This window comes from Vibrio ishigakensis (genome assembly GCF_024347675.1).
GTDB classification, from domain to species: domain Bacteria; phylum Pseudomonadota; class Gammaproteobacteria; order Enterobacterales; family Vibrionaceae; genus Vibrio; species Vibrio ishigakensis.
The window spans coordinates 521,530-533,989 of record NZ_AP024881.1; the positions used below are offsets into that span (position 1 = coordinate 521,530).

The following is a 12,460-nucleotide window of genomic DNA, read 5'->3' on the forward strand; positions in this document are numbered from 1 at the left end:
TGTGGAAAAATCGAGTTATATAAAATTAACTGTAGAGGTTAGCCAGTGATCGATGGCGATGGTTACCGCTTAAATGTGGGAATCGTAATTTGTAATAACCACGGTCAAGTTTTTTGGGCTAAACGATACGGACAGCATTCTTGGCAATTTCCTCAAGGTGGCATAGATGATGGAGAGACTCCTGAACAAGCCATGTATCGCGAATTGTATGAAGAGGTTGGGCTAACTAAAGATGATGTAAGAATAGTGACTACCAGTCGACACTGGTTACGCTATCGCCTGCCTAAGCGGCTCGTTCGTTGGGATTCCAAGCCAGTCTGTATCGGTCAAAAGCAAAAATGGTTTTTGTTGCAACTGACCTGTGATGAATCAAAGGTCAATATGCAAAAAGGGCACTCTCCTGAGTTTGATGGATGGCGTTGGGTAAGTTATTGGTATCCAGTCAGACAAGTAGTTTCTTTCAAGCGAGACGTTTATCGTCGAGCAATGAAGGAATTCGCGTCTTTTGCTATGCCATTTAAAGACCGTAAACAAAACCGTAAACGAAAACACCGTAGAGGATAGCGAGAATGCTGAATCAACTAAGGGATATAGTTGAGCATGTATCGCGGGTAGATGATATTCATCAAGCGCTGGAAGTGCTGGTGGAAAGAACATGTCATGCCGTGAGCAGTGAGTGTTGTACTATCTACCTATCTAACCACCAAAAGCAGCGCCTTGAGTTGATGGCAACCAAGGGGCTGATTTTTTCTGGTGAAAGCCTACATGTAGGTTTTAATCAGGGCCTAGTTGGTCTTGTTTATCGAACCGCAGAACCTCTAAACCTCGCACGTGCCTCTGTACATCCAGAATATAAGTTCTTCCCACAACTTGGGGAGCAAATCTATCAAGCCTTTTTAGCCACCCCTATCGTGTATCGAAAGCGCGTACTCGGGGTCATGGTTATCCAGCAACAAGCACCAAGACAGTTTAGTGAGCAAGAAGAGTCGTTTCTGGTTACTCTAGCGGCTCAGCTTGCGGTGTTGATCGCTAGTGAGCAAAACCAGGGAAAATGGCTACTGCAACACAAACGCAGACCAGTATTGAGTGGCATTGCGGCCAGCAATGGTATTGCTATTGGTCCAATCTGGCGTGAGAGTGAGGAGCACTCTCTTTCAGAAGTGTTGCCTGCCTCAGCGGTCGATCCTGAGAAGGATAAAGAGTGGCTGCTCCTAGCCATTGAGAGTGCATTAAAAGAGTTTCGACGCCTTAGAAAGCAACTCGATAGCGACCTTAACAAAGATGCGTTGGCAATCTTCGACCTGTTTACCCACCTTCTTAACGATCCAAAACTTCGCTCTGATCTCTTGGGACAGATAGATAAAGGGGACAGTGCTGAGTGGGCACTACGTCAGGTGATTGAGCGTTTCTCTAATCACTTCGCCCGTATGAGTGATCTTTATTTGCAGCAACGAGCACAAGATGTGCGTGAGTTAGGACAGAGGCTTCTCTATTTCTTGCACAACTCTCAGGCACAGCAGATAAAACTGGCTGAGCCTATGATCTTAGTGGTCAACGAGATGACTACCACTTTGCTAGCATCCGTACCTAGAGACAAACTGCTCGGGATTGTGTCATCGCAAGGAGGGGTAAACTCCCACGCGGCCATCTTGTCTCGCGCCTTGGGAATTCCTGCGGTATTGGGCGTACAGATAGCCCAAGATATCCCATCAGATCGTGCTGTGGTACTTGATGGCTATAACGGTGAGGTCATGCCTTCACCAACCGCGGGACAGAGAAAGTACTACCGCAAGCTCCTCAATGAAGAGCTTGAGATGCGCACTAAGGTCGAGTCTACGGCGACTGAACCGGCCGTGACTAAAGATGGTGCCAATATTCAGGTAATGATGAATGCGGGCCTTGAGGTCGATGAAAACGTGGCTCTTAGCCAAGCGGTAGACGGTATTGGTCTTTATCGTACAGAGGTTTCTTTTCTATTAAAGCAGTCTTTTCCATCCGAGGATGAACAGTTTTATCACTATCGTCAGGTGTTAGTTAGGGCGAGAAGTAAACCGGTTGTGATGCGTACGCTCGATGTCGGGGGAGATAAATCTCTTCCCTATTTCCCTATGGAGGAAGAGAACCCATTTCTTGGTTGGCGTGGCATCCGATTTACTCTAGATCACCCAGACATCTTTTTGATACAGATACGTGCCATGCTAAGGGCCAGCGTGGGGTTATCGAGCAAGCTTAAGATATTGCTACCGATGATCTCTTGCGCTAAAGAACTGGATGCGTCCTTGAGGCTGTTTGAGCAAGCCTATGCTGAGATATCAGCGGCTTTTCCTCAGGTAAAAAAACCTGAGGTGGGTATCATGCTTGAGGTGCCTTCAACCATTTATCTACTCCCTGTTATAGCGGACAAGATAGACTTTGTGTCTGTGGGGACCAACGACCTGACACAATACCTATTAGCAGTGGATCGTAACAATGCTCAAGTGTCTGAACTGTATGAGGTTATGCATCCAGCTGTTATCATGGCCCTGAAGGATATCCAAACTCGATGCAGGCAAGCGAATCTCGAGGTTTCTGTTTGTGGTGAGCTAGCCGGCGATCCTTTAGGGGTGTTATTGCTACTGGGCTTGGGCTTTGATCAGTTAAGCATGAACTCGGCCAACGTCGCTAGAATCAAGCACCTGATTCGACAGACTAATTTGCAAGACCTAGAAGAATTGGCTCAACTGGCGCTAACTAAAGCGTATGCGGAAGATGTGCAGAGCCTGACCCAAAACTATCTAAAACAACAAAAACTGACCGGCTATGTAAAACCCGGCAAAGAATAATGTTAGAACTATTTTTAATCCTGCTTCTAGTAGGAAGTGTGGTCGGCGTGCTTGCCGGCCTACTTGGTATTGGTGGAGGGCTGATTATCGTGCCCTCCCTTTTATATCTATTTCCTTATTTCGGTATTCCGCAAGAGTTCGCAATGCAGATGGCATTGGCGACTTCTTTGGCATGCGTGGTATTTACTTCAGCCTCGTCGGCATTTAACCATGTGCGGGCGACTAACTTTGACCTCACTGCTGTGAAAAGTATGCTTCCAGGGGTTATTGTTGGCGGCTTTGTTGGTAGCTTCATCGCAGAGTGGGTGCCGACTGAGTACTTGCCTAGGGTGTTTGGCACAATAGTTCTCGGGCTATCGCTCCAGATGTTCATTTCGGTGCGTGGTGGCAAGAGCAAGGATATGCCGCCTGCTTTTGCAACCTTTGGCGCAGGCGGAGCTATAGGCGCGGTATCAAGCTTAGCTGGAATCGGTGGTGGTTCTTTAATGGTACCTTTCCTGAATCGTCATAGCGTTGAGATGCGTAAGGCTATTGGCTCTTCATCAATTTGTGGAGCGGTCCTGGCGATATCGGGAATGCTGGGTTTTATTTTGCACGGAACTAACGTGCAGGGCTTACCGTCCTATAGTATGGGCTTTGTTTACCTACCGGCATTGCTAGCAATATCATCATGCTCAGTGCTAACTACTCGCGTGGGTGTTAAGCTAGCCTCTAGTTTACCCACTCCAGTGCTTAAACGGTTTTTTGCTTTCTTGTTGCTATTCATTGCAATACGAATGCTGTTTAGTTGATTTACATTTATCGAGATATTATGACTCAGGAATTTATCGCTTTTCCGCACATCGATCCTGTTCTTATTGAGCTAGGGCCTATCTCCATTCGCTGGTATGGATTGATGTATCTGATTGGCTTTGCATTTGCTATGTGGCTTGCAAATCGACGCGCTGACCAAAAGGGCAGTGGTTGGAATAGAGAGCAGGTATCCGATCTCTTGTTCTTAAGCTTCCTTGGTGTGGTTGTCGGTGGCCGTGTGGGTTATGTGATCTTCTATCACTTCGATCTCTTCTTAGATAATCCACTGTATCTGTTCCAAGTCTGGACTGGTGGCATGTCTTTCCATGGCGGCCTGCTAGGTGTGATTTCAGCTATGGCAATCTATGCGTATAGAAATGGCCGTACCTTCTTCAATGTTGCTGACTTTATCGCACCTCTGATCCCGTTTGGATTGGGTATGGGGCGTCTTGGTAACTTTATGAACGATGAGCTTTGGGGACGTGTAACCGATGTGCCTTGGGCTGTACTCTTCCCAAGTGGTGGTTATCTTCCTCGCCACCCGTCTCAGCTTTACGAAGCGGTACTTGAAGGCTTAGTGCTGTTCTTCATCTTGAACTTCTTTATCAAGAAACCTCGCCCAGCTGGCGCTGTTTCTGGCTTGTTCCTTCTTGGTTACGGCAGCTTCCGCTTTATAGTAGAATACTTCCGCGAACCCGATGCGCATCTGGGTCTATTCGGTGACTGGATTTCTATGGGACAGATTCTGTCGTCTCCAATGATCTTCGCCGGTGCAATCATGATGTGGTGGGCGTACAAGTACAATAAGAAGTCGTTGCAGACGCAACCAAGTGAGGAAAAATAAGTGAAGCAGTATCTAGATCTTTGCCACCGTATTGTTGAAGAGGGGCATTGGGTTGAAAACGAGCGTACAGGCAAGCGTTGTCTGACGGTTATCAACACTGACTTAACTTATGATGTTGCGAATAACGCTTTCCCTTTGGTTACGACGCGCAAGAGCTTCTGGAAGGCAGCGGTAGCTGAATTGCTAGGCTACATTCGAGGCTATGACAATGCGACTCAGTTTCGTGAGCTAGGTACTAAGACCTGGGATGCGAATGCGAACCTTAACCAAGCTTGGCTAGACAATCCACACCGTAAGGGTGAGGACGATATGGGGCGCGTATACGGTGTTCAAGGTCGTCAATGGGCTAAGCCAGACGGTGGTCATATCGACCAACTTCGTAAGATAGTAGATGACCTGTCTCGCGGTGTAGATGACCGAGGTGAAATCCTTAACTTTTATAACCCTGGCGAATTCCACATGGGCTGTTTACGTCCTTGTATGTACAGTCATCATTTCTCACTACTGGGCGATACTTTGTATCTAAACAGCACCCAACGCTCGTGTGATGTGCCACTAGGCCTTAACTTCAATATGGTTCAGGTTTATGTGTTCCTTGCCATCATGGCGCAGATCACAGGCAAGAAACCGGGTCAGGCGTATCATAAGATAGTGAATGCACATATCTATGAAGACCAGCTAGAGCTGATGCGTGATGTTCAGCTTAAACGTGAACCGTTGGATGCACCTAAGTTCATCATCAATCCTGAGATTAAATCTCTAGAAGACCTAGAAACCTGGGTAACCCTAGATGACTTCTCCGTTGAAGGGTATGAATCTCACCCAGCGATTAAATATCCATTCTCGGTGTAAGCTACTGATTAGCTGAAACAAATTGCAATAAGTTGCGTAATAAAGCATCTGACAGGCCGATAATTTAGATATACTAAGTTATCGGCCTTCTTTATTGGGCAATTTTCAAGAGTGGTGTAAATGAGAAAAGGAAGCTCATCATTACTAGTTCTAGCCAGTGCTATACCTTTGGTGGGCAGTGCTGCGCCTATCTTAGACTCAGACAAGTACCTTGAAGGGGTATTCTCTACCGCCCTGATACTCACTGACAGTGAGATGCTTTCTTTTGGTTTTGCTAACTTTGATCCGAATGAGATTTTCGGTACTGACAACCCCAACTTTGGCGGTCAGGAGGCGGTGGATGCTCGTAAAAAGATAAGAGGGACTTCACTGCCTATATCATTCCTGTTTGAAAACGACGAGAATAACTGGCTACATAGACTTAAGCTTCGAGCCGCTTATATGGAGCTCAGTCGGGATATTAACTATCAAGCCATAGATGAACTCAATTTAGACTGGGAGTCTGATAAAACGACCGATCAAGTGTGGTCGGGCTATGCTGAATATGCGCTGGGATATCAGCTCTCTGAGGGGTGGCAGTTCTTCGTTGGATCAGGTTTGCACCTAATGCATTATCGAAATCGATTTACGGCCAATAGCCCACTCAAAGGTTTGATAGAAGAGAACAACATCGACTCTGTGATCAATGGCTCTTCTAATATCTGGATTGCTGAGCCTCAGGCAGATCTCATCTACACCAAAGATATGGGCCCAGGGGAGATAAAGTTTAATACCGAATATCACTATTTCTGGGGGCGTAGCTACGGAGGGAGTATTGATACTTCCAACGCAACCCCAGAAGGGTGGCGATTTATGAATAGCCTGCAGTACAAGTATCACCTTAAGCCATGGGGGGATAGAAAGCAGGACTTCTTGGTACGCTTTAGACGAATCGATGTGGGTGGTGACTTAAGAGACCCGGTGGGGGCGACTCACTACAACGAGTACGCCTTTGGTTGGGTCGTCGATACCAGTGACTATTCTTCTGTCATCTATAACGTAGGTATAGGGATAAACATCAACTATGGTAGCTCACTCAAGGGTGGCTCATTGGTGTTCTTTTATAACGAATAATAAAAAAGCCCAACTCATAGAGTTGGGCTTTTTCGTATGCGATGGAATAGCTTATTAGCTAGTTAGGGCAATGATAGCACCCGGCATGAAAATGAATACTGCCAAAAGGTAACCTGCAACCACACCCTTGTTTTTCAGCGCCATGCTTGAAATCCAGTCTGCACCCTTCAAAGGAAGGTCACGTAGTATTGGGATACCAAAGATTAGCAGTGTCGCTGAGATGTTGAATACTAAGTGAACCAGAGCGATTTGCAAAGCAAATGCTGCATATTCACCAGTAACTGCTGTCGCTGCTAGAAGTGCAGTGATACAAGTACCGATGTTTGCACCTAGTGTAAATGGGTATACGTCCTTAACCTTAAGCACGCCCGAACCTACTAGTGGAACCATTAGGCTGGTGGTAGTTGAAGAAGACTGAACCAGTACAGTTACTACAGAGCCAGAGAAGATACCGTGTAGTGGACCACGACCGATAGCGTTCTTTAGGATATCACGTGCACGGCCAACCATTAGGCTCTTCATCAGCTTACCCATTACTGTGATAGAGATGATAATGGTTGCGATACCAAGGATAATCATGCTCACACCAGCAACGATTGGCCCAAGTGCCATTAGAGGATCTTGAACCACACCGATCAGTGGCTTAGTAAGAGGTTTGATGAAGTTCAGGCCGCCCATGTCTAGGTCGCCAGTTGTCATCAGTGGAGCTACAAGCCACGCAGAGATCTTACCAAAGATGCCGAACATCATTTCTAGCGGTAGGAAGATAAGTACGGCTAGTAGGTTAAAGAAGTCGTGTACCGTCGCACTTGCGAATGCGCGTTTGAACTCTTCTTTACAACGAAGGTGACCTAGGCTCACAAGAGTGTTGGTAACTGTAGTACCAATATTTGCACCCATAACCATAGGGATAGCGATCTGTACTGGCAGACCACCGGCAACTAGGCCAACGATAATAGAGGTAACAGTACTCGAAGATTGAATTAGAGCCGTTGCCACCAGACCGATCATCAGACCCGCAACTGGATGTGAAGCAAATTCAAAAAGAGACTTAGCGTGTTCACCAGAGGCAAGCTTAAAACCGCTACCTACCATTGAAACAGAAACAAGCAAAAGGTACAGCATGAAAGCTAGGTTAGCCCAACGCAGGTAAGTCGATTTGCTCGCTCCTGCAGTTGCTACTGATGATGCTTGGTTATTCATGAGTTTTCTCCGACCTTTGATTAGGCGATTAATTAACTGTCTTAACTGTCGGCGAGTTTAGAGAACTAATATTTCAGTTATATTACAAACTGTAAAAAAGCAGCCCTTTTTTCATACGCCTCAGGTAAACGTTTGCTTTTCTTGTATTTGTATTTAAGTTATTGTTTTTAAATGATTTATTAATTTGGTCTTCGTTCTGTTAATCATGATTTTGTTCGTTTTTTTACCGTAATATTGATCTCCGTCCGATTTATTTATGACAGCAATGTCATTTTGAGTTAAATTTGCTTCGGTATTTTCGATATGTATGGCGTAATACATTGAATTTTATATAGGTAAGGTGATTTGAATGTCCCATCTTAATTACAACCATCTTTATTATTTCTGGATGGTGTGCAAACAGGGCTCTCTAACTAAGGCCGCCGATGCTCTTTTCTTAACCCCACAAACTGTGACGGGGCAGATCAAAGCGCTGGAACAGAGGCTAAACGGGAAACTGACTAAGAGAAACGGTCGTACAGTTGAGCCTACTGAACTGGGACAACTAGTATTCAAGTACGCTGATCGTATGTTTGACCTTAGCTATGAGATGCTGGATATCGTCAATTATAGTCAGCGCGCCAACCTTTTGTTTGAAGTTGGTGTTGCGGATGCTTTATCTAAGCGATTGGTGAGCCAGATACTCTCTACCACTATCCCAGAGGACGGTAATATTCATCTTCGATGCTTTGAGGCTACCCACGAACTCTTGCTAGAGCGATTGTCTCAGCACAAGTTGGATATGATCCTCTCTGACTGTCCTATCGACTCATCACAAAATGCCGGTCTATATAGTAAGAAGCTTGGGGAGTGCAGTATGAGTTTTTACTCGGCTACTCCAGTATCGAAGAAAACCTTCTTGAACAATATTGATAAGTACAAGCTACTTATTCCTGGTTCACGCACCTCTATGGGACGTAAGGTTGTTGAGTGGTGTGATAGACAGGGTTATCAGCCAAATATTCTAGGTGAGTTTGATGATGTAGCGCTGATGAAGGCGTTTGCGGACGCGCATCCTGAGACGGTGTTTATTGCGCCAACTAGCTACCCATCGCAATACAATGTGCTGGCTGAGTTCTCGCATATTGCCAATATTGAAGACCTTAAAGAAGAGTATTTCGTCATCTTTGCTGAACGAATGATCCAGCACCCTGCGGTAAAAAGCGTCTGTGACGCGGATTTCTCACATTTATTCCATTAAACCGTTTGAGCTTGGTTTTAGTTAGGTTAATCTGAGCCGAATTATGACTTTAGGAATAAGTATGAACCTGGAAGCTATGGAGCGTAATTCGGCTCAAGCGGTGACCTTGCTCAAGGCTATGGCTAATGAGCGTCGCCTACATATTCTTTGTATGCTGCACGAGACTGAGTTGTCAGTAGGGGAGCTTTGTCAGAAGTTGAGCTTGAGCCAGTCGGCGCTCTCTCAGCACTTGGCTTGGCTTCGTCGTGATGAACTGGTGACTACGCGCAAAGAGGCGCAAACCGTCTACTATTCGCTAAAGAGTGTAGAGGTGAAGAACATGATACACCTGTTGCATCAGATGTATTGCGAAGAAAAAGTCTGAATTTCAGATACAAAAAAACCGGCGAAAGCCGGTTTTTTTAATCAATCGAAGCGCTAAATTAAAGAGCTTTGATTGCAGACGCGAAGCGTGCTTTATGGCGAGCAGCTTTATTCTTGTGAATAAGGCCTTTAGTTGCCATGCGATCTAGAAGCGGAGTAACTGCAGCGAATGCAGCTGTTGCAGCTTCTTTGTCACCAGCTTCGATAGCTGCGATAGTTTTTTTCATGTAAGTGCGCATCATAGAACGACGGCTAGCGTTGTGCTGGCGACGTTTCTCAGCTTGGATAGCGCGTTTCTTAGCAGATTTGCTGTTTGCCAAGGGTCTAACTCCCAAAACTTATTCGGTACAATATTAAGGCCGTGAAGAGTGCCTGTTTGCTAACCGAAAGTCAATAAATTTGTGTGAAAACCCGCCTAAATCAAACAAATTTTGTTTAGAAAGGTGAACACGGTTAAGATGGCGGGGATTCTAACAGCATTTTTTGGCTATGGCTATATCTATATCCATGTCGATATGCAGATGAATGATGGCCCGATACGAAAACCCGTGTCGGGCTTATTTTGTGTCATATTTGTAGCGCGTTTCAAGCTAATAAAATAAGGAAAGTTGTGTGAGTAAAGGCTTACTTAAGTCTGGTGCAATCGTCAGTGCAATGACGCTGATCTCGCGAGTTTTAGGCTTGGTGCGTGATGTGGTGGTGGCAAACCTAATGGGCGCGGGTGCTAGCGCCGACGTATTCTTCTTTGCCAATAAAATCCCAAATTTCTTGAGACGCCTATTTGCAGAGGGCGCCTTTTCTCAGGCCTTTGTCCCAGTTCTCACTGAATATCATGCCAAAGATGACATGGACCAGACTCGGCAGTTAATAGCGCGAGTATCGGGTACCTTGGGCGTTATCGTAACTATTGTTACCTTGCTCGGCGTTATTGGCTCAGGCGTGGTGACTGCCATATTTGGTACCGGCTGGTTTATCGACTGGCTCAATGATGGACCATCGGCTCCCAAATTTGAGATGGCGAGCCTGATGCTGAAGATAACCTTTCCTTATCTTTGGTTTATCACCTTCGTTGCTCTTGCCGGTTCGGTGCTAAATACTCTAGGTAAATTTGCAGTCTCCTCATTTACCCCTGTATTTCTTAACGTCATGCTGATCTTTTCAGCCCTGACTATATCTCCGAGGCTAGAGAACCCAGAAATAGGTCTGGCTATAGGTGTTTTCCTTGGCGGTTTGGTGCAGTTTCTGTTTCAACTTCCCTTCCTTATTAGAGAGGGTGTGCTGGTTCGCCCGCAATGGGGTTGGAATGACCCAGGTGTCGTACGCATCCGCACTTTGATGATTCCAGCGCTGTTTGGTGTTTCGGTGAGTCAGATTAACCTGCTTTTAGATACCTTTATTGCCAGTTTCCTGCAAACCGGCTCTATTAGTTGGCTCTATTACTCTGATCGTTTGTTGGAGTTCCCTCTGGGGTTGTTTGGTATCGCCATTGCGACCGTAATCCTGCCGGCGCTTTCTCGTAAACACGTAGATGCTCACAGCCAAGGCTTTGCCAATACTATGGACTGGGGCATTCGTATGGTGTTGTTGCTGGGCCTGCCTGCAATGCTCGGCCTTATCGTATTGGCTAAGCCACTGCTTATGGTGCTGTTTATGCGCGGTGAGTTTGGTGTCTATGAGGTGCAGCAATCTTCCATGTCTCTGATTGCTTATGCCTCTGGCCTGCTTAACTTTATGTTGATTAAGGTGTTAGCCCCTGGCTATTACTCTCGCCAAGATACTAAGACGCCAGTTCGCTACGGCATTATCGCTATGACCTCCAACATGGTGTTTAACATCATTTTTGCCTATCACTATGGGTATGTGGGTCTTGCGATGGCAACTGCACTGTCTGCGTTTGTGAATATGGCGCTTCTATATAGAGGCCTACGTAAAGCCGAGGTGTATAAGTTGACCAAGCAGACGTTAGGTTTCCTTGCTCGTCTAATCATTGCAGGTAGTGCTATGGTAGCGGTCATCCTGCATTTGCTTAAGCCTATGCAAATCTGGGTTGATATGAGCCTAATGGAGCGCGTAATGCAGTTAACCATGCTGATTGGCGCAGGTGGCTTTACATATCTTGTATGTGCTTTGGTACTTGGCGTTCGAATGCGTCATCTCAAGGCCGAGGTATAAAACAGGACAAGGCTTATACTGGCATCTTAAAGCCGTTTAGGTATATAATTCGCCAGTTTAGCAAACAAGACTGAGAAGATTAGGTTTAAACGAGTTTCATGCAATTGATCCGCGGGAGTCATAACCTTCGCCCTGAACATAGGGGCTGTGTGTTGACTATAGGTAATTTTGATGGCGTACATTTGGGTCATCAAACGGTACTGAAGCAAGTAAAACAGAAAGCCAAACAGCTCGGTCTTGCCGCTGTGGTAATGACGTTTGAGCCTCAGCCTTTAGAGCTATTTATGCGCCAGAAGGCACCGGCACGATTAACCCGATTGCGCGATAAGTTCGTGCAGTTGAGTAAGTTGGATCTCGATCGCCTCCTATGCATCAACTTCAACAAAGAGTTTGCCCAACTGCCAGCCAAGCAGTTCGTTGAGAAGCTTCTTATCGAACAGCTAGGGGTGAAATATTTGGTGGTAGGGGATGACTTTCGTTTTGGAAAAGATCGCCAAGGCGACTTTGCCCTTTTGCAGCAAGCGGGCAAGGAGCATGGTTTTGAAGTTGTCAGTACAGAGAGCTTTTGTTTAGATACTCAGCGAGTGAGTAGCACTGCTATCCGCAGGGCACTGGCTAGCGATGAGCTTGAAGCGGCTAAAACTATGTTAGGCCGCGACTACAGCATTAGCGGTAGAGTATCTCACGGTAGAAAGCTGGGTCGAACCATAGGCTTTCCAACCGCGAATCTTCCGCTAAAGCGATGCGTATCACCTGTGTCAGGTGTGTACGTGGTTGAAGCAGAATTTAAAGGGCAAACCCTTGGTGGGGTTGCTAACGTAGGTCAAAGGCCTACCGTTGACGGTGTACGTCAGCAGTTGGAAGTTCATTTCTTTGACTTTTCAACAAACCTATATGGCGAGCAACTTGAAGTGTGCTTGCTACATAAACTGCGTGATGAAGTGAAGTTTCCGTCCTTCGAAGCGCTAAAAACCCAAATAGAATTAGATGCTGAAGCGGCAAGGGTGTGGTTGCTTCAGTCGAAGTGCTAATAATTGTTTAGCCCTAGTGTCAAAACTT

General features: G+C 46.0%; 12 protein-coding genes. 10 read left to right on the top strand and 2 right to left on the bottom strand.

What is annotated here, in order from left to right:
* Positions 1-45 precede the first annotated feature (45 nt).
* From rppH to Pcarn_RS02505, 6 genes are all read left to right on the top strand, one after another.
* Complete coding sequence (gene rppH, locus Pcarn_RS02480; protein WP_261834824.1) at positions 46-564, top strand: RNA pyrophosphohydrolase; 519 nt, start codon at positions 46-48, stop codon at positions 562-564.
* A 5-nt stretch (positions 565-569) separates the two neighbouring features.
* On the top strand, positions 570-2,822 hold the full coding sequence (gene ptsP / locus Pcarn_RS02485) for a phosphoenolpyruvate--protein phosphotransferase (RefSeq protein ID WP_261834825.1): 2,253 nt from the start codon (positions 570-572) through the stop codon (positions 2,820-2,822).
* Positions 2,819-3,613 carry a sulfite exporter TauE/SafE family protein gene (locus tag Pcarn_RS02490; protein WP_261835629.1) on the top strand — a complete coding sequence of 265 codons (795 nt, stop codon included), beginning with the start codon at positions 2,819-2,821 and terminating at the stop codon, positions 3,611-3,613. Before ptsP ends, Pcarn_RS02490 begins: the two co-directional genes overlap by 4 nt.
* A gap of 20 nt (positions 3,614-3,633) precedes the next feature.
* Positions 3,634-4,458: a prolipoprotein diacylglyceryl transferase gene (gene lgt, locus Pcarn_RS02495; protein ID WP_261834826.1), complete on the top strand. Its 825-nt coding sequence runs from the start codon at positions 3,634-3,636 to the stop codon at positions 4,456-4,458.
* Positions 4,459-5,310: a thymidylate synthase gene (locus tag Pcarn_RS02500; RefSeq protein WP_261834827.1), complete on the top strand. Its 852-nt coding sequence runs from the start codon at positions 4,459-4,461 to the stop codon at positions 5,308-5,310. It begins immediately after the preceding gene.
* Between the two features lie 120 nt (positions 5,311-5,430).
* A complete protein-coding gene (locus Pcarn_RS02505; protein WP_261834828.1) occupies positions 5,431-6,423 on the top strand; it encodes a Solitary outer membrane autotransporter beta-barrel domain in 993 nt (330 codons plus the stop codon).
* A 54-nt stretch (positions 6,424-6,477) separates the two neighbouring features.
* Here the strand turns inward: Pcarn_RS02505 and Pcarn_RS02510 are convergent, their stop codons facing one another.
* Positions 6,478-7,626: a Na/Pi symporter gene (locus tag Pcarn_RS02510; protein WP_261834829.1), complete on the bottom strand. Its 1,149-nt coding sequence runs from the start codon at positions 7,624-7,626 to the stop codon at positions 6,478-6,480.
* Between the two features lie 349 nt (positions 7,627-7,975).
* Between Pcarn_RS02510 and nhaR the strand changes: the two genes are divergently transcribed.
* Positions 7,976-8,866 carry a transcriptional activator NhaR gene (gene nhaR / locus Pcarn_RS02515; RefSeq protein ID WP_261834830.1) on the top strand — a complete coding sequence of 297 codons (891 nt, stop codon included), beginning with the start codon at positions 7,976-7,978 and terminating at the stop codon, positions 8,864-8,866.
* 61 nt (positions 8,867-8,927) lie between these two features.
* A complete protein-coding gene (locus Pcarn_RS02520; protein ID WP_261834831.1) occupies positions 8,928-9,230 on the top strand; it encodes an ArsR/SmtB family transcription factor in 303 nt (100 codons plus the stop codon).
* A gap of 58 nt (positions 9,231-9,288) precedes the next feature.
* Here the strand turns inward: Pcarn_RS02520 and rpsT are convergent, their stop codons facing one another.
* Positions 9,289-9,549, bottom strand: a complete 261-nt coding sequence (rpsT, locus tag Pcarn_RS02525) for a 30S ribosomal protein S20 (protein ID WP_261834832.1) — start codon at positions 9,547-9,549, stop codon at positions 9,289-9,291.
* 292 nt (positions 9,550-9,841) lie between these two features.
* Here rpsT and murJ point away from each other — a divergent pair, with 292 nt between their 5' ends.
* Both murJ and ribF read left to right on the top strand, forming a co-directional pair.
* On the top strand, positions 9,842-11,401 hold the full coding sequence (murJ, locus tag Pcarn_RS02530; RefSeq protein ID WP_261834833.1) for a murein biosynthesis integral membrane protein MurJ: 1,560 nt from the start codon (positions 9,842-9,844) through the stop codon (positions 11,399-11,401).
* 98 nt (positions 11,402-11,499) lie between these two features.
* Positions 11,500-12,432 carry a bifunctional riboflavin kinase/FAD synthetase gene (gene ribF, locus Pcarn_RS02535; protein WP_261834834.1) on the top strand — a complete coding sequence of 311 codons (933 nt, stop codon included), beginning with the start codon at positions 11,500-11,502 and terminating at the stop codon, positions 12,430-12,432.
* The last annotated feature ends 28 nt before the right edge of the window (positions 12,433-12,460 follow it).

Bases quoted from the DNA above. Each gene is read 5' to 3' on its own strand.
- nhaR (WP_261834830.1), top strand. From the start codon at position 7,976: ATGTCCCATCTTAATTACAACCATCTTTATTATTTCTGGATGGTGTGC.
- ptsP (WP_261834825.1), top strand. From the start codon at position 570: ATGCTGAATCAACTAAGGGATATAGTTGAGCATGTATCGCGGGTAGAT.
- ribF (WP_261834834.1), top strand. From the start codon at position 11,500: ATGCAATTGATCCGCGGGAGTCATAACCTTCGCCCTGAACATAGGGGC.
- lgt (WP_261834826.1), top strand. From the start codon at position 3,634: ATGACTCAGGAATTTATCGCTTTTCCGCACATCGATCCTGTTCTTATT.
- Pcarn_RS02505 (WP_261834828.1), top strand. From the start codon at position 5,431: ATGAGAAAAGGAAGCTCATCATTACTAGTTCTAGCCAGTGCTATACCT.
- Pcarn_RS02520 (WP_261834831.1), top strand. From the start codon at position 8,928: ATGAACCTGGAAGCTATGGAGCGTAATTCGGCTCAAGCGGTGACCTTG.
- Pcarn_RS02510 (WP_261834829.1), bottom strand. From the start codon at position 7,626: ATGAATAACCAAGCATCATCAGTAGCAACTGCAGGAGCGAGCAAATCG.